The 14,925-nt window shown below is 67.5% G+C and carries 19 protein-coding genes and 1 tRNA gene; 15 read left to right on the forward strand and 5 right to left on the reverse strand.

Going from position 1 to position 14,925, the window contains the following annotated elements; all coding sequences use genetic code 11:
• The first annotated feature begins 54 nt into the window (after positions 1–54).
• From AC6I6X_RS13755 to AC6I6X_RS13765, 3 genes are all read left to right on the forward strand, one after another.
• Positions 55–1,167 (forward strand): S1C family serine protease, encoded by a 1,113-nt coding sequence (locus tag AC6I6X_RS13755; protein WP_497931092.1) that lies wholly within the window; start codon positions 55–57, stop codon positions 1,165–1,167.
• A 353-nt stretch (positions 1,168–1,520) separates the two neighbouring features.
• On the forward strand, positions 1,521–1,715 hold the full coding sequence (locus AC6I6X_RS13760) for a DUF7511 domain-containing protein (RefSeq protein WP_497931093.1): 195 nt from the start codon (positions 1,521–1,523) through the stop codon (positions 1,713–1,715).
• Positions 1,716–1,719: 4 nt separating this feature from the next.
• Complete coding sequence (locus AC6I6X_RS13765) at positions 1,720–1,908, forward strand: DUF8028 family protein (RefSeq protein WP_497931094.1); 189 nt, start codon at positions 1,720–1,722, stop codon at positions 1,906–1,908.
• Between the two features lie 357 nt (positions 1,909–2,265).
• On the opposite strand, the gene AC6I6X_RS13770 is transcribed toward AC6I6X_RS13765, so the two are convergent.
• Complete coding sequence (locus AC6I6X_RS13770; RefSeq protein WP_497931095.1) at positions 2,266–2,439, reverse strand: HVO_A0556 family zinc finger protein; 174 nt, start codon at positions 2,437–2,439, stop codon at positions 2,266–2,268.
• A gap of 127 nt (positions 2,440–2,566) precedes the next feature.
• On the opposite strand from AC6I6X_RS13770, the gene AC6I6X_RS13775 reads away from it, so the two are divergent.
• The 3 genes from AC6I6X_RS13775 to AC6I6X_RS13785 all read left to right on the forward strand — a co-directional run bounded on the left by AC6I6X_RS13775 (position 2,567) and on the right by AC6I6X_RS13785 (position 3,983).
• A complete protein-coding gene (locus tag AC6I6X_RS13775) occupies positions 2,567–3,127 on the forward strand; it encodes a metal-dependent hydrolase (protein ID WP_497931097.1) in 561 nt (186 codons plus the stop codon).
• 109 nt (positions 3,128–3,236) lie between these two features.
• Complete coding sequence (trmY, locus tag AC6I6X_RS13780) at positions 3,237–3,833, forward strand: tRNA (pseudouridine(54)-N(1))-methyltransferase TrmY (protein WP_497931098.1); 597 nt, start codon at positions 3,237–3,239, stop codon at positions 3,831–3,833.
• A gap of 77 nt (positions 3,834–3,910) precedes the next feature.
• Positions 3,911–3,983, forward strand: a tRNA-Pro gene (locus AC6I6X_RS13785).
• Positions 3,984–4,724: 741 nt separating this feature from the next.
• Here AC6I6X_RS13785 and AC6I6X_RS13790 read toward each other — a convergent pair.
• Together AC6I6X_RS13790 and AC6I6X_RS13795 are read right to left on the reverse strand one after the other, a co-directional pair.
• Positions 4,725–5,051 carry a hypothetical protein gene (locus AC6I6X_RS13790; protein ID WP_497931099.1) on the reverse strand — a complete coding sequence of 109 codons (327 nt, stop codon included), beginning with the start codon at positions 5,049–5,051 and terminating at the stop codon, positions 4,725–4,727.
• A 118-nt stretch (positions 5,052–5,169) separates the two neighbouring features.
• A complete protein-coding gene (locus AC6I6X_RS13795) occupies positions 5,170–5,325 on the reverse strand; it encodes a hypothetical protein (RefSeq protein ID WP_497931100.1) in 156 nt (51 codons plus the stop codon).
• 277 nt (positions 5,326–5,602) lie between these two features.
• Here AC6I6X_RS13795 and AC6I6X_RS13800 point away from each other — a divergent pair, with 277 nt between their 5' ends.
• Positions 5,603–6,331, forward strand: coding sequence for a profilin-fold protein (locus tag AC6I6X_RS13800; RefSeq protein ID WP_497931101.1), 729 nt, complete (start codon positions 5,603–5,605; stop codon positions 6,329–6,331).
• A 132-nt stretch (positions 6,332–6,463) separates the two neighbouring features.
• Here the strand turns inward: AC6I6X_RS13800 and AC6I6X_RS13805 are convergent, their stop codons facing one another.
• On the reverse strand, positions 6,464–6,739 hold the full coding sequence (locus tag AC6I6X_RS13805) for a PadR family transcriptional regulator (protein ID WP_008162643.1): 276 nt from the start codon (positions 6,737–6,739) through the stop codon (positions 6,464–6,466).
• A gap of 178 nt (positions 6,740–6,917) precedes the next feature.
• On the opposite strand from AC6I6X_RS13805, the gene AC6I6X_RS13810 reads away from it, so the two are divergent.
• The 5 genes from AC6I6X_RS13810 to AC6I6X_RS13830 all read left to right on the forward strand — a co-directional run bounded on the left by AC6I6X_RS13810 (position 6,918) and on the right by AC6I6X_RS13830 (position 13,065).
• On the forward strand, positions 6,918–7,469 hold the full coding sequence (locus AC6I6X_RS13810) for an NUDIX hydrolase (protein ID WP_497931102.1): 552 nt from the start codon (positions 6,918–6,920) through the stop codon (positions 7,467–7,469).
• A gap of 352 nt (positions 7,470–7,821) precedes the next feature.
• Positions 7,822–9,303 (forward strand): tRNA guanosine(15) transglycosylase TgtA, encoded by a 1,482-nt coding sequence (gene tgtA / locus AC6I6X_RS13815; protein WP_497931103.1) that lies wholly within the window; start codon positions 7,822–7,824, stop codon positions 9,301–9,303.
• Positions 9,304–9,501: 198 nt separating this feature from the next.
• The gene (locus tag AC6I6X_RS13820; protein WP_497931105.1) at positions 9,502–11,442 is read left to right on the forward strand and encodes a NosD domain-containing protein; all 1,941 of its coding nucleotides are present in this window, start codon (positions 9,502–9,504) and stop codon (positions 11,440–11,442) included.
• Positions 11,435–12,172, forward strand: a complete 738-nt coding sequence (locus AC6I6X_RS13825) for an ABC transporter ATP-binding protein (RefSeq protein ID WP_497931106.1) — start codon at positions 11,435–11,437, stop codon at positions 12,170–12,172. The genes AC6I6X_RS13820 and AC6I6X_RS13825 overlap by 8 nt, the downstream gene beginning before the upstream one ends.
• Entirely contained in the window at positions 12,169–13,065 is an 897-nt protein-coding gene (locus tag AC6I6X_RS13830) for an ABC transporter permease (protein WP_497931107.1), read from the forward strand. Before AC6I6X_RS13825 ends, AC6I6X_RS13830 begins: the two co-directional genes overlap by 4 nt.
• A 103-nt stretch (positions 13,066–13,168) precedes the next feature.
• Here AC6I6X_RS13830 and AC6I6X_RS13835 read toward each other — a convergent pair whose 3' ends face one another.
• The gene (locus AC6I6X_RS13835; protein WP_497931108.1) at positions 13,169–13,759 is read right to left on the reverse strand and encodes a nitrous oxide reductase accessory protein NosL; all 591 of its coding nucleotides are present in this window, start codon (positions 13,757–13,759) and stop codon (positions 13,169–13,171) included.
• Positions 13,760–13,886: 127 nt separating this feature from the next.
• Between AC6I6X_RS13835 and AC6I6X_RS13840 the strand changes: the two genes are divergently transcribed.
• The 3 genes from AC6I6X_RS13840 to AC6I6X_RS13850 are packed head-to-tail and all read left to right on the forward strand — an operon-like array spanning position 13,887 to position 14,820.
• Complete coding sequence (locus AC6I6X_RS13840; protein WP_497931109.1) at positions 13,887–14,246, forward strand: TRAM domain-containing protein; 360 nt, start codon at positions 13,887–13,889, stop codon at positions 14,244–14,246.
• A 50-nt stretch (positions 14,247–14,296) separates the two neighbouring features.
• Positions 14,297–14,701 (forward strand): hypothetical protein, encoded by a 405-nt coding sequence (locus tag AC6I6X_RS13845; protein ID WP_497931111.1) that lies wholly within the window; start codon positions 14,297–14,299, stop codon positions 14,699–14,701.
• Positions 14,611–14,820, forward strand: coding sequence for a HalOD1 output domain-containing protein (locus tag AC6I6X_RS13850; protein ID WP_497931112.1), 210 nt, complete (start codon positions 14,611–14,613; stop codon positions 14,818–14,820). The genes AC6I6X_RS13845 and AC6I6X_RS13850 overlap by 91 nt, the downstream gene beginning before the upstream one ends.
• Positions 14,821–14,925: the final 105 nt, after the last annotated feature.

Genomic DNA, 14,925 nt, shown 5'->3' on the forward strand with positions numbered 1-14,925 from the left:
ATCGACCGGACAGTCCCCACGAGGTTCATATAGGTGGGGTCCTAGCCGGCGGACATGGACGAGACGCGACTGAGTCGGCGCAGGCTGCTCTCCGCGGCGGGTGCCGGGCTTGCCGGTACCGTCGCCGGCTGTACCGAGCCCAGAGCGGACAACTCGATCGAGGGCACCTCGTCGCACGAGATCGATCGGGAGAATCTCGCCGACGGCTCCGTTTACACCGAGGTCTACGAGGGACTCATCGACTCGGTCACCCAGGTCCGGGCCTTCGGCGTCGACGATCCGGTCACCGGGGAAGAGGGGCGTGGACAGGGCTCCGGCTTCGTCGTCGACGACAGCCACGTCGTCACCAACCAGCACGTCGTCGCCGGGGCCGAGGACGCCGACCTCCAGTACATCAACGGCGACTGGACGAGCACGCGACTCGTCGGGGCCGACTACTACAGCGACCTCGCGGTTCTCGAGGCCGATCACGTCCCCGACGCCGCGACACCGCTCTCGCTCGCCGACGAGCGCCCCGTCGTCGGCCAGCAGGTCGCCGCGATCGGCAACCCCTACGGACTCGAGGGATCGATGTCGACGGGGATCGTCAGCGGCGTCGAACGGACGCTGAACCCGCCGGACCGACAGTTCTCCTTCTCGGACGTGATTCAGACCGACGCGGCCGTCAATCCCGGCAACAGCGGCGGTCCGCTCGTCGACCTGGACGGCGACGTGGTCGGCGTCGTCAACGCTACCAGCGGGGAGAACATCGGCTTCGCCATCTCTGCATCCCTGACGAGTCGCGTCGTGCCGTCACTCATCGAGGACGGGGCGTACGACCACCCCTACATGGGCATCGGGCTCCGGACGGTCGATCGACTCGTCGCCGAAGAGAACGATCTTTCGGAGGCGACCGGCGTCATCCTCACCGACGTCCTCGCGGGCGAAGCCGCCGCGGAAGCCGGCCTCCGGGAAAGCGACGGCACCGTCGAACGCCGCGGCGAACTCATCCCGGTCGGCGGCGACGTCGTCCGCGCGCTGGACGGCAACCCGATCCCGGACCGCCACGCGCTGTCGACCTTCCTCGCACTCGAGACCAGCCCCGGCGAGACGATCACCGTCGACTACCGGCGCGACGGCGCCGAGCGATCGACGGACCTGACGCTCGGATCGCGGCCCGAAGCGTAGGCCGACCGCTCCAGCGCCGCCTCGATCGACGGGGGGTCGAGACAGTGGCAACCGATCGGGACGGGACAGGAGTAACCGATCGGGGCCGGACGAACGGCAGACTGCGATCGACCGGTAAACAGTTCGTTGAAGGGAGTGATTACTGCGATCGACACTACCGGTCGCCGTGCTTATGCGTCCGTAACAGCCTCGTACTCGTCGGAATCCGTGACGGTCACGTATCGCGACGGGGTCGTCCCGGAACGGACGGAAATTAGTCGTTCCGGAGCGCTCACGGGGTTTAGCGAGTCGATAACAATAGGTTGGTACCGGATAGCCCCAGTCGGCGCAACCCCACCGCCGCCTGGACTCACATGACGACCGACTCCGACATCGAGGCCCGACCGCCGACCGAGCCGACGACCGCACTCGATCACGTCACGATCGAGAACGAGGATGCTCCCGACGAGTGTGCCCTCTTTCCACGCGAGTCGAGCGACCTCGACCAGATGACCAACTGGATCGTGGCTCACGACGACGCGTTCGTCGACCTCACCACGATGCGCTAGGCCCATGGCAGTGGAACACCGCGTCACGGCCGCCGGCTTCTGGCTCGGAACCCTCCTGCCCGTCGCCTACGTGCCCGTGATCCTGGCCGGAATCGACTCCATGAGTCGACTCTCGCTGTTCGTCGGCCTGCTCGCCCTCCACGCCTTCGCACTCGTCGTCGGTCACGAGTACGACGGCTCCCGAACGCGGTGATCGCGGGCCTGCGCGCTCGATCGCCGGCCCCTCGCTGACGCACGATCGCCGGGCCCCCGCTGTCGCCCGTCGACCCCAACCGGACTCTTTCGAACCCGGTCACGTATCGACTCCCTAGACAGTGTTTCGCATCCGAGAAAAGGGCTACGTACTCCCCAGTGGTGTGTTCACACATGTACACCCGTTGCCCACTTTGCCGTCGACCGGTCCCGGGTGATTCCCAGCACTGGTGTGAGTGCGGGTACACGATGGACGCGCGGTGTTCGGAGAACCATCGATCGTGGTGTGCCGTCCACGGCGATGACGCCTGGATCGGGGCGCTCGAACTGTAACGCGGAAGTCACCCGACGCCGGCGCTCACCAGAGCTGGACGCGGGGCGTCTCGCACGTGTTACAGACGATCGCCCGGTTGTCCTTGTAGATCCCCTGCTCGAGTTCGCCGTCCGAACAGTGGGGGCACGATCGGCCCGCGAGCATCGACAGCAACTTCGCTTCCTGCCCGCCGGACTGTGAGGACCGTGATTTCGCCATGTAGCCATTCCATACTCGAGAACGGCGAAACCGTTGGCCCTGCCTATGCAACGCGATCGGGACCGTCGCTCGCACCGACCGCTGCGAGTCGACAGGGCTATTTCCCCCACGGGTGAAGCCCCGCAGGATGTGGCCCTGGGGACACCTCGCCGTCGCGTACCTCCTGTACACCGCCAGCACGAGGGTTCGGTTCGATCGACCACCGCGTGCGTGGCCGTTGCTCGCTCTCGCCGTCGGTTCCCAGTTTCCCGACCTGATCGACAAACCCCTCGCGTGGTCGGTCGGCGTCCTGCCCGGCGGCCGGACGTTCACCCACTCGCTGCTGGTCGCCGCGTTGCTCGTTCCCGCGATAACGGCAGTCGCGATCCACCTCGATCGGCGTGACGGTGGCGTGGCGTTCGTCCTGGGGTACGTCACACACCTCTTCACGGACGTCCCGCCATCGGTGTTCGCCGGCGATCGCACCGGGATCGCGTACCTCGCGTGGCCACTCGTCGACCAGCCCCCGGAGGACCCCGTCGGCGGTCTCCTCGACGCCATCCTCCACTACTACTCGATGGGATCGTACGAGGTGTTCCAGCTGGCTCTGTTCGTCGTCGCCGCGCTGGTCTGGTATCGCGACGGCCGTCCCGGTCTCGAGCGCCTGTGGTCGTCGATCGATCGACTCGAAACCCGGGTCCGGTCCTGAGCCGATCGGCCGGCCCACCGGGATGGGGGAGTCGGCGATCGGTACCCGCCCGGCCGATCGGTCCGCGGGAAACCGTGGCCCCTTTGCCCGCGGTCGGCCTTCCCTCGCTATGCGCCAGTTCGTACTCATCGCCCACGACGTCCCCACGGAGGCCGACTTCTCGCTCGACGACCTCGCCGGCGGCGCCGGGCGACTCGACGCCCTCTGCCGATCGATCACCGCCTCGTTCGTCACCTCCCACGGGATCCGCGAGGACGTCCGCACCCACCTCGTCGTGCAGGACGAACTCACCATCAGCTTCGACGGGAGCGAACTGCGGCGACTGAACCCCGACGAGCGCTCCACTGCCGCGCTGGTGCGCACGGCACTGGAACACCGCGACGAGGCGATCGGCGCGCTCCCGGCCGAACCCAGCCCCGGAATCTCCGTCTACCGGCGCGGCCTCGAAGCCACGCTCGACGCCCTCGTCGACGAGGGCTCGATCGTCCAGCTCCACGAGGACGGCGAGGCGATCGTCGACGTCGACGAGTTGCCCGACCCGATCTTCGTGCTGTCCGACCACCGGGATTTCACCGACGCGGAGGCGACTACGCTAGAAGAGCGGGTCGATCGACGGATCCGACTGGGTCCCGAACTGTTGCACGCCGACCAGGCGATCACGATCGCCCACCACTACCTGGATACCGCGGGATACGCCGAGTTTTGAGGCCCGGAATCGCGACCCGGTAGACCGACAGCAGCTTTCGGAAGCGTTAAACGATCCGGTGCTCACAATTCGAATGCGGGCCGGTGGGGTAGCTTGGTATCCTTCGGCCTTCGGGTGGCCGTAACCGCAGTTCGAATCTGCGCCGGCCCACTTTTCCCGCATCGCAACGCGAGGAGCGAAGCGACGAGTCTGTGATGCGGGGAAATGGACCCAGGCAGATTCGACTCAGGGAAGTCGCAGCGCCCGATCGGAGTGAGGACGACCGTCTTCCCGTGTTCGACATCTGTGCTGGCCCATTTTCACCCCACTTCAAAACGACGAACGGAGCGAGGAGTCCGAAGTGGGGTGAAATGCAACCGCAAAGATTCGAGCCAGCAAACCGAGCGTAGCGAGGTTTGCGCTGTTCGACATCTGCGTCGGCTCATACTACTCCCGCACTCCAAACTGCCGATCGCGACGCGCTTGCAGGCCGGGGCGATCCGGTCGTCACGCTGTTACTCGACCGCGAGCGTTACGTCCACAGTCGGCACGTCGACGACGGCGTGTGAACGCCCGGTCTCGTCGAAGCGATCGACCCCGCCGCGAACAACGTGTAATCAGGCAGAACCATTATACACGCATCCGTACAAATCCGAAGTTGGGCCGGAGCGGTAGGTGGTGATGGTGGTTTCTCCGGCCCAGGTTTCAGTTCGCTAACGCCGCTCTTCAATCCCACGCTATTGGTTGACGTGCATCATGGGTCGGACAGATCGGAAGCGGTTGCGTCACCGACACGATCGGTACCGGCCGGACTGCGGCACTCGTCAGTCCCGGGGCGGAGACGGGCGAGCGAATCGGGGCACCGTGGCCGTTCGAGGGGTGGCACGTCGATCGCAACCCCTCGCGGCGGACTCACTCCTCGAGTAACGCCGTGACCCGATCGGCGACCGCCGCGGCGATCGCGTCGGCGAGTCGCTCGGGCGTCTCGGTGAGATCCCAGGCGACGGCACCGGACTGGGTGACAGTCACCCACTCGACGTAGTCGTGGCGGTCGAGTTCCACGAGGAGGTCGGAGACGACGCGCTCGTCGAGGCGACAGTCAAGCGACGACTCGATCGCGTCGACGAGTTGGGGCGTCGTCGCGACGATTCGACGGTCGGTGTCGGACTCCGCGTCGGAGGCGGTCGCGATCGATGGGGTGGAAGGCGGTGTCGAGGGCGACGGGGGTCGATCGGTCATTGACTGCGAACTGGATCTGAACCAGACCGTAGTAATTTTTCTGGTCCGCAGGCCGCCGTGGCTGTGAGCGATCGGTGGACGCCGTGACCGGGTTCGGTTCCCGATCGGCGCGCCGTCGCTACCCCAGCAGTTCCGTGAAGACCCCGAGGAGGACGCCCACGAGTCCCAGGTAGACGACCGCCCCGACGATCGTGATCGCCATCGCGACGAGAAACGGGACGATCGTTCGAGCGTGGGGGTGGACCGAGCCCCCGAAGCGGTGTGAATCGGTCATCTGCCGATCGGCCCCCGTCCCGAGGCCCGCGACCGCGTACCGAGACGTGCCGCCCGGAACCCCCGAAGTCGTTCGTGCTGTACCATACGATCGATGCCAACGCGGCGAGGCTTGAAAGTCAGTCAGACGACCGTACGACAGGCACCGTACGCCGAACTGGGCGCCACTACCGCGATCGACGGTGGTCGGACCGCGTCGGTTCGGAGGTCGGCCGGCCGCCGCATGCCAGCGCGGTCGAGGCACAACTGTTACCGGTCACGGGTGCGTCCCTCCACCGATGACCGACGGACTCGACGCGGACATCGACGACGCGGCCGCCGTCGCGGAGCGGCGGGACGAACTGGCGGCCCGCGTCCGGACTCACGCGGGGCAGATGGCGCGCGAACTGGCCGTCCTGCAGGGCGGCGATTACGGGCAGGAGACGTTCGACACCGACGGCGGCACCTGGACGCTCAAGTACGAGGCGGGCGACGTCCAGTACCTCCGCTTCGAACCGAATTCGGGGGCCGAGACCTACGTCGTCTCGAGCAAACAGCCGCCGGAACCCGGCCCGCTGGAGACCGCGATGGCCGACTACGAGGCCTTCGTCGGCGCGTTCAACGATCACATCGACTCGTTCGACGGCCTGCTCGCGGAGACGCCCGACGAGTTCCCACCGATCGCGTCGACGGCGGAACTGGTGGCCGAGCGCGATCGGATCGTCGAGCGGATCCGGGACGTGGCGAACGCGATGGCGTGCGAACTCCACCGCTACGACGGGGAGTACGGAACCTACGCGACGACGGTATCGGGCCGGCGCTGGGAGCTAAAGTGGGAGGGCGACGTCGCCTCGTACCTGCGGGTCGGCGGGAGCGACGGCACCTATTTGCTCTCCCAGTACGGGCCGGCCTCGGCACCGGACGTGCGGCGACTCGTGGACGACGTCCCGGCGTTCGTCGACGCCTTCAACGACCACGTCGACGACCTCGAAGCCGATCTCTCGCGGGTTTCGTTCGACGAGCAGTGAGTCGGGCGGATTCGACGGCGACGGAGTCTGCGCTGGAGGCGAGCCAGCGACCCGACAGGCGTTCTGCACCGTGCGGGCCAGCCGTCGAGACACGGTCCTCACAGGAGCCGCGAGAGAAGAGATCGCCGGAGTCTAGACGTCGACGTACTGGTCGACCCACTCCTGGCGTCGTTGCAGTTCACGTCGCCCTTTCGGGGTCAGTGCGTAGTAGTTCGTCCGCCGATCGAGTTGGCCTTTCTCGACGAGTTCCTTCTCGACGAGGGTGTCGAGGTTCGGATACAGCCTGCCGTGGGTGACCGGCTGGTCGATGTAGTGGTTGATGTCGTCGAGAATCTCCTGGCCTGACGGTCGGTCTTTGCCCGCGATGACGTACAGCAAGTCACGCTGGAATCCAGTTAGCTGATCCATGGATCACCCTCTGAAAACGAACCTTCACTGATCCGTGGTTTTGTTATAGAGATGGTACGGGCCCGCATCCTCACCCAAACGCACGACGGCAGAGCGCGGGCGACACCTGCCGGGGACGACCCGCGATGCCGGCGAGCGCGACGCGGCGTTTTTGACCACGACCGCCGTACCGGGCGGTATGTCGAAAGATTCGCTCGCCTGGGAAACCCTCGATCGGCAGGTAGCCTACACCTGTCCGGGGTTCGACGTGGTTAACGAGTCCGTTCGCTTGCCCGACGGGACCGAAACCGACTTCGACTACCTCTCGGAACCGGCCAGCGTCTGCGTCCTGCCGTTCACCCCCGACGGCGACGTCGTCTGTATCGAGGAGTGGCGACAGGCCGTCGACCGCGTCAGCCGCGGCCTCCCCGTCGGCGGTACCGAACCCGAGGACGACGACCTCGAGGCCGCCGCCCGCCGCGAACTCGCCGAGGAAACCGGCTACGAGGCCGATCGGCTCGAACCGCTAACCACGGTCGAACCGGCGAACGGCATCGCCGACGTCGTTCTGCACTTCTTCGTCGCGCACGGCTGTCGCCCGACCACCGAGCAGCGACTGGATCACAACGAGAGCATCCGGGTCTCGACGATGCCGTTCGAGGAGTTGCTCGACGCGGTGCGCGAGGGGACGATTCGCGACGGCCGGGCAGTTCTCGGCGTCTCCTACTATCACCTGCTCGGCGACGCATGAACCGCCGGGAGCGGTCGCCGATCGTCTGCGCTCGTGAAACCATGCGCTCCGGCCTACGGTGGTGTCCCGGCTAAAACAGGGTGTCCGTTACACCCTCGTCTCGGCGAAACGGTCGGTTTGGCACGTGTAACGGTATCCGATCGCCGGGCCTCGCGATCGATCGCGTGACGGTTCCGGCGAGCCCCGACGGCCGCCCCGAGTTGCGATCGGTGGGCCTTGTGCTTGCACCCGCTACCCGACTATTTCCGCTACAGGGGAACGAGACGTTACCGACACCCACGCCCCGCCGGAGCGACCGATCGCCGGGACGAAAACCGTCATGACTTACGTCAGACGATCCAACGAACGCTCGATGCGCGAGTGCTTCGAACTCCGGGAGACGGACGCGGGCGGCCGAATCGGTGACCTCACCGTGCCGCGTGCCGACGTCACCGTCGAGACCCCCGCCCTCCTGCCGGTGATTAATCCGAATCTGGACACGATCAGCCCCCGCCGACTCGCCGAGGAGTTCGGTGCCGAGATTCTCATCACGAACTCCTACATCATCTACGGCACCGACGACGTTCGCGAACGGGCCCTCGAGGACGGCCTGCACGACCTGCTCGACTTCCCCGGCGCGATCATGACCGACTCCGGCTCGTTCCAGCTCTCCGAATACGGCGAGATCGACGTCACCACCGAGGAGATCCTCGAGTTCCAGCACGCGATCGGTTCGGATATCGGGACGCCGGTCGACATCCCGACGCCGCCGGACGTCTCCCGCGAGCAGGCTGAACGGGAACTCGAGACCACCCAGGAACGCCTCGAGATCGCCGAGAACGTCGACACGGGTGAGATGCTCGTCAACGCACCCGTCCAGGGATCGATCTACCCGGACCTCCGGGAGCGGGCCGGCCGAGAGGCCGACGCGACCGAACTCGACGTCTTCCCCGTCGGCGCGGTCGTCCCGCTGATGAACGACTACCGGTACGACGACATGGTCGACGTCGTCGCCGGCGCAAAGCGCGGACTGGGCGCGGATGCGCCGGTCCACCTCTTCGGTGCCGGCCACCCGATGATGTTCGCACTCGCCGTCGCGATGGGCTGTGACCTCTTCGATTCCGCCGCGTACGCCCTCTACGCCCGCGACGATCGCTATCTCACCGTCCGCGGCACCCGTCATCTCGACGACCTGGAGTACCTCCCGTGCTCCTGTCCGGTCTGTCTCGAACACTCGCCCGACGACCTTCGGGCGCTGCCCGACCGGGAACGCGAGGAAGAACTGGCCGCGCACAACCTCCACGCCACCTTCGCGGAGATCCGCCGGATCAAGGAGGCCATCCGCGCGGGAAACCTCCTCGAACTCGTCGAACAGCGCGCTCGCGCTCATCCCGCCATGCTCGACGGCTACCGCGCCCTGCTCGACCACGCCGCCCAGCTAGAACGTACCGACCCCGTCTCGAAAGGCTCGTTCTTCTACACCTCCCACGAGAGCGCTCGCCGGCCCGAAGTACTCCGTCACCACCAGCGGCTCGATCGGCTGGCCGTCCCCGACTCGCTGTTGCTCACGGAAGGACGATCGGCAGACGGGAGCGGGTTCGACGACTCGTGGCGCATCGAGCCACCGTTCGGCCCCTTCCCCCGGGCGCTCTCGAAGAGCTACCCGCTCACCGCCGAGGTTCCGGAACGAACCGACCGATCGGCCCTCGCGGCCGCGGCGGATGGCGTCGCACGACTCGTCGACGCGAACCCGGAAAGCGAGTTCGCGCTCGCCCACCGGGGGTGGCCCGCGGACGTGCTCGATCGCGTCCCGGACGGCGTCGCGCTGATCGACCTGGCCGACGATCGCCCGTGAGTCGGTCGAAGGGAGGGCTCGGACGATCGGCGCGGTAACTGCTCACGCGCCACAGACCCGCGACGTGTAGGTTCAGACACAGGTTCGCCGCGACGTATAGGGACAGAAATAGGTTCGCCGCGACCTGTGGGGACAGGCACACGTTCGTTCGAGATGTGAACCAGATGGTATATTTTTCGCAGGGACCAACCGTCGGACGTGCCCGACCGTTCTCATACTACGATATTTCTGGGGGTTTTCGTCGTCGTGGCGCTGGCCGGTGCCGGGCTGTTCGCCGTCGACGTCGGGTCGACGTCACCCGATCCCGTCGCGTTCGACGAGACGGTGCCGGTCGGCCTGACGCTCGAGTCCGAGTTCGCGCTCGACGACAACGACGACGTCACGCTCCCCCGCGCACAGGTGTTCTACTCGCAGTACCAGTACGTCGTCGGCTACTACGGCGTCGAAACGTTCGTCGAGAACCAGCGCGCACCGGACCACGAACAGCGGTTCGGCCACCCGCTGGCGGTGTACGTCACCGACTACGGCGGGACCGGGATCGAGTTGACCGACGAGGGGTACCCGGTCACGGATCGAGCGCCCGGCTGGATCGCGGCCGAGGAGGCGTGGTACGTGGTCGACAGCGACGCGCGAACCCCCGACGGGGACACCGTCGTCTCGTTCGCCGATCGCGACGAGGCGGCGGCGTTCGCCGAGGCCCACGGCGGGACGGTCCACGCGTGGGACTCGCTGCTCGAGGTGTCCTTCGAGAGCGACGACGCGACCGTCGCCCGCGACCGCGTCGACGATCGGCGCGACCTGGCGGACGAGCGGGTCGACGCGGCCACACGGCTCGCGGATCGACCGACGTCGGTCGTCGTCGGCGAGGACGCGGCCACCGTTCAGGCGGCGATCGACGAGGCGCCGGCGAACACCACCGTCGTCGTTCCCGAGGGGACCTACGCGGAGACGATCGAGATCGATCGCCCGATCACGCTCGCCGGCGAGGGGAACGCGACGATCCGCGGCGACGGCAACAGCACGGTGATCACCGTCACGACCGAGCGGGCCGCGATCAAGGGGCTCGATATCGAGGGCGTCGGGAACCGGACGAAAGGCGGCGAGGAACTCCCCGTCGAGATGGACGACGAGGCCTGGGACGCCACCTTCACGAAGTACTACGCCGGCACGGACGCAGGGATCGGGGCCTACACCGCCGAGGAACTCCTGGTCGAGGACGTCCGCATCGACACCCCGGCGAGCGGAATCATCACCTACGAGAGCACGGACGCCGTCATCCGGAACGTCACGGTGAGAGGGCCCGAGGAGCCGTCCGAGGGGCTCGCCGGCATGCTGCTGTACCACTCACCGGCAGTCGTCGAGGACTCGACGATCCTGGGCGGCAGGAACGGCGTGTACTTCTTCCGCTCCCCGACCGCCGTCGTTCGCTCGAACGCGGTCGAAGGGAACCAGATCGGCATCCACCTGATGCACACGAACGACGCCCTGATCGCGGACAACGACCTTCGTGGCCAGCAGAACGCCGGGCTGTACATCATGACCGGTCCCGTGAGGAACGCGGTCGTCGGGAACACGGTCCGGGACGCGGAGGTCGCCCTCAGCACGGGCGGGAGCGACACCTACGTCGCATCGAACCTCGTCGCGGACTCCGAACTCGGGCTCCTCGTCGGTTCGACCGCGTCGATCTACGAGAACAACGTGATCGTCGGCAACGACGTGGGTGCGGAGGTTTCCGCCATGCTCCCGACGAACCGCGTCGTCGGCAACGACTTCGTCGGCAACGACGTCCACGCCGACGCGAGGTCGGGGCCGCTCCGGGTCTGGAGCGACGGCGACGCCGGAAACTACTGGCAGGGCAGTGCCACGGTCGCCGACGGCGACCGGGCCGACCTGTCGTACGCGCCGACCGACGCCATCGACCGACGCTTGCACCGGACGGACGGTGCGCCGACGCTCGTCCGGGCACCCGCGCTCAGGGCCCTCGGCGGACTCGAGGGCTCGGTCCCCGGCATGCGAACCGGCAGTATCGTCGACCAGGCACCGACCTGCGAACCGAACAACCCGGACCTGCTCGAGCGCACCGAGTGGGCCGAGCACGCCTGGACGTGCTACGAGACGACACGGACGACCCATGACTGACACGCTACCGATACTCGAGGCGACCGACATCGACCACGACTACGGGACGATCTCCGTCCTTGAGAACGTCTCCGCCACCCTCCGTCGGGGGACCGTGACGGCCCTGATCGGCCCGAACGGCTCCGGCAAGACGACGCTGATCCGATCGCTCGCCGGCCTCCACGAACCGACGGCGGGCGAAATCGCGTACCACGGTCCCGAAACGGCACGACGGATCGGGTACCTGCCCCAGCACCCCGCGTTCCGGCCCGGGTTCACGTGCCTCGAGACGCTCGAGTTCTACGCGTCGCTCGTGGGGGGCGACGAAACCGACGCGATGGCTCACCTCGATCGGGTCGGACTCGCGGACGCGGCCGATCGACCGGTCGAGGCGCTCTCCGGCGGGATGACCCGTCTTCTCGGCATCGCACAGGCGACGATCGGCGACCCACCCGTCGTCGTCCTCGACGAACCCGGCAGCGGGCTGGATCCGGGGATGAGCATGCACGTGTTCGACGTCGCGGCGGAACTCGCCGACGACGGGATCGCGGTCCTGCTGAGTTCCCACGACCTGGAACTCGTCGAGCGGGTCGCCGATCGCGTGCTGGTGCTCTCCGACGGCCGGATCGTGCGGCAGGGCTCGACCCAGCAACTGCGGGACGACCTCGAGGCCGACTCGCTGTGGTCGGTCTACGAGACCGCGATCGGCGGCGATCTCGATACCGTCCGGGTCCAGGGTGAACACGCATGAGCGGCGAGCTACAGGCCACCGAATCCCGGACGGCCGTCCGGGAGGACGCGAGCGAGACCGATCGCGCGCGGCCGGCCGCACCCGACTCGAAACGCCGTCTCGCGACGATCGTCGGACGGGAACTCCGGACGGTCGTCCGGACCCGGACGTTCTTCGTGCTCGGACTGGCGTTCGCCGCCGTCCTGCTGGGGATCGCCTGGGTTGGCGGGAGCGTCCGGGCCGGCTACGTCCCGACGCTGGTCGACCTGCTCACGCCCCTGGAGTTGCTCGTGCCGGTGGTCGCCGTCGCCTACGGCTATCGCGCCATCCTCGGCGACGAGCAACGCGGCGAACTCGACGTGCTCGAAACCTACCCCGTCTCCCACCGCGAGATCGTCCTCGGCGTCTACGCCGGGCGGGCGATCGGCCTCCTCGCGACGATCGTCCTCCCGCTGGCGGTCGTCGCCGCCGCGGTGGTTCGGTTCGAGGACGACGCGCTGTCTACCTACGCGTCCCACTCGGGGGCCGACTCCCCGATCCTGTTCGCCCGGTTCGTCGTCCTGACGGTCCTGTTCGCGCTGGCGGTGCTCGCCGTCGCGATCGCGATCTCGGCGGCGGTCAGCGGCACCCGCAGCGCGCTCGCGCTGGCGGTCGTCGCGCTCGTCGTCCTGCTGGTCGGCCTCGACCTGGCGATCGCGTTCGGGGTGTCGGCCGGCGCGATCGGCGACGCGGAACTCGTCTACTCGCTGGCGCTCAGCCCGCTCAGCGCCTATCGTGGGCTCGTCTTCGAGAGCGCCATCGTCGTCGCGGCGGGGACCGGGCCGGCGGTCGCCTCGCCGATCGCGAGCCTGGCGAGCCTCGCCGCCTGGACGATCGTCTCGCTCGGGTTCGCGGCGTGGGCGCTGAACCGGTGAGGTCCCGACAAAAGAGCGATCGTCTCGTGTTCTGACTTCGATCCCGATCGGCGATACCACCGTCGATCGTCGCTGTCCGAGCGCGACGCCTGCTGTGCGCCGCTTACATCAGCGACATGATGATTTCCTGCGTGACCTCGTCGTCCGCGTAGCTGTCGCCGCCGTGTTCCTCCTGGAACGCCGCGGCCTCGTCCTCGTCGCTGAACGGCACGAGCGAGGCCCCCATGGCACCGCCCACGTCGCTGTCGGCGATCAGCGTCAGGTCCGATCGGTCCCCGAACCCGTCGGCCTCGAGGTGACGGGAGATTACGGGGCCGTCGTCGCCCTCCTCGATGTCGTACTCGACCGTCGAGTAGTCAGTCAGGTAGCTGACCGTGGGATCGACGTCCTGGTCGAAGGTGAACGCGTACGTACACAGCGAGCTACAGAACTGGGCCGGACGGTCCTCGTCGAGCACCTCGGCCGGGTCCTCGTAGTGCGCCTGTCCGGCCGGCCCGGGATAGTTCCCGATGACCATCGTGCAGTTGTCACAGCCCTGTTCCCCGTCGATACTGATCGGGTCGGGAGCGTCGTCCGTCTCGTCCCCGCCGAGGCAGCCGGCGATCGCTCCGAGCGCGCCGACTCCAAGTCCGCCCAGCACGGTTCGACGAGTTGGTCTTCGATCGGTACCGAACGATGGGGTTCGTTCGTCCATATCGGATCTTGGAACTAGCGGAGTATACCTGATCTGGTCCAATTCCCGAACGGGCGGTCGGTTCGCCGGTCGAACGGCGACGCGCCGACACCAGAAAGACAAAGACGAGGCCCCGAACACTCCCCGTATGATCTGGGCAACGGCGATCGCGCTCGGCGTGCTCGCGACGGTGCTGTTCGCGTCGTGGCTGATCGGACGGTTCCGCGGCGGCCGCTCCGGCGAGCAACGGGAATCCTGGGAGCGCCACCGGGAGGCCCAGGAACGCGATCCGCCGGTCGATATCGGCGACGTGCGGACGGTCGCGATCGAGGAGTTCACCACCCACCACTCGGGCGAGCGCCAGGCCGTCTGCAAGGTCGAGGGGTTCGTCGTCTTCGTCGAGGACCTGCCCGGCGGACTCGCCGAGACGGACGTGATCCGAGCCAAGATCCTCTCCTTTAACCGCGGCCACACCTCCGCGACGGCGACGTTCGTCGATCGGGCCTGACGACCCTGGTAGGCGGTCAGTATTTTCACCACGGGCGGTGTCGGGTGCGTATGCGACGATCGCTCCTCGCACTCGCACTCTTCGCCGTCATCGAGATCGCCGTTCCCGACCGGATCGTATCCCGCGCCGAACAACTCGCGTTCGAAAACCCAGAGACGGCCCGGCTACGCGGCTGGACGCTCCCGATGGCCCGAGTAGAGGGGATCGTCGCGCTGTGGCTCGCCTGGAAGTGGGACCGGGCGTGGCCCGGCCTGCGACCGCTGTTCGGGACGGTCGGACTCCCGGCGCTCGTGCTCCCGGATCCAGTCTTCGACGCCGCGCTCCGAACGGCCTACGAGAACGCCGACGAGATCCGGCCGAAACCGTGGGTCCGCCCCGCAGCCCGACTGCTCGGGCTCTGTTACGTGCTCGTCGCGATCTGGCCGGCGATACGGCGATCGGAACGGGACGGCTGATCGACGGCGACGCGCTCGACGCGCTGGCGTCCCACGGGGGCGACTGCGCCGTTCGCTTCCGGTACGAGGGCGTTCGCGTCGTCGTGACCGACGACGGGATCGCCGTAACCGGCGAGTAGCGGCCGCCGCCGGGACGCCGTCGCTGCGGCGGCGACTCGAACGCCGACGCTTCTCGGTCGATCGCACGCTATCGACAGCCTCTTTCGCACGCCGCGGTCATATCG

The organism is Halosolutus sp. YCN4 (assembly GCF_059736495.1).

Excerpts from the sequence above, each read along its gene's own strand:
- AC6I6X_RS13755 (WP_497931092.1), top strand. The coding sequence starts at position 55 with ATGGACGAGACGCGACTGAGTCGGCGCAGGCTGCTCTCCGCGGCGGGT.
- AC6I6X_RS13760 (WP_497931093.1), top strand. The coding sequence starts at position 1,521 with ATGACGACCGACTCCGACATCGAGGCCCGACCGCCGACCGAGCCGACG.
- AC6I6X_RS13765 (WP_497931094.1), top strand. The coding sequence starts at position 1,720 with ATGGCAGTGGAACACCGCGTCACGGCCGCCGGCTTCTGGCTCGGAACC.
- AC6I6X_RS13770 (WP_497931095.1), bottom strand. The coding sequence starts at position 2,439 with ATGGCGAAATCACGGTCCTCACAGTCCGGCGGGCAGGAAGCGAAGTTG.
- AC6I6X_RS13775 (WP_497931097.1), top strand. The coding sequence starts at position 2,567 with ATGTGGCCCTGGGGACACCTCGCCGTCGCGTACCTCCTGTACACCGCC.
- trmY (WP_497931098.1), top strand. The coding sequence starts at position 3,237 with ATGCGCCAGTTCGTACTCATCGCCCACGACGTCCCCACGGAGGCCGAC.
- AC6I6X_RS13790 (WP_497931099.1), bottom strand. The coding sequence starts at position 5,051 with ATGACCGATCGACCCCCGTCGCCCTCGACACCGCCTTCCACCCCATCG.
- AC6I6X_RS13795 (WP_497931100.1), bottom strand. The coding sequence starts at position 5,325 with ATGACCGATTCACACCGCTTCGGGGGCTCGGTCCACCCCCACGCTCGA.
- AC6I6X_RS13800 (WP_497931101.1), top strand. The coding sequence starts at position 5,603 with ATGACCGACGGACTCGACGCGGACATCGACGACGCGGCCGCCGTCGCG.
- AC6I6X_RS13805 (WP_008162643.1), bottom strand. The coding sequence starts at position 6,739 with ATGGATCAGCTAACTGGATTCCAGCGTGACTTGCTGTACGTCATCGCG.
- AC6I6X_RS13810 (WP_497931102.1), top strand. The coding sequence starts at position 6,918 with ATGTCGAAAGATTCGCTCGCCTGGGAAACCCTCGATCGGCAGGTAGCC.
- tgtA (WP_497931103.1), top strand. The coding sequence starts at position 7,822 with ATGCGCGAGTGCTTCGAACTCCGGGAGACGGACGCGGGCGGCCGAATC.
- AC6I6X_RS13825 (WP_497931106.1), top strand. The coding sequence starts at position 11,435 with ATGACTGACACGCTACCGATACTCGAGGCGACCGACATCGACCACGAC.
- AC6I6X_RS13830 (WP_497931107.1), top strand. The coding sequence starts at position 12,169 with ATGAGCGGCGAGCTACAGGCCACCGAATCCCGGACGGCCGTCCGGGAG.
- AC6I6X_RS13835 (WP_497931108.1), bottom strand. The coding sequence starts at position 13,759 with ATGGACGAACGAACCCCATCGTTCGGTACCGATCGAAGACCAACTCGT.
- AC6I6X_RS13840 (WP_497931109.1), top strand. The coding sequence starts at position 13,887 with ATGATCTGGGCAACGGCGATCGCGCTCGGCGTGCTCGCGACGGTGCTG.
- AC6I6X_RS13845 (WP_497931111.1), top strand. The coding sequence starts at position 14,297 with ATGCGACGATCGCTCCTCGCACTCGCACTCTTCGCCGTCATCGAGATC.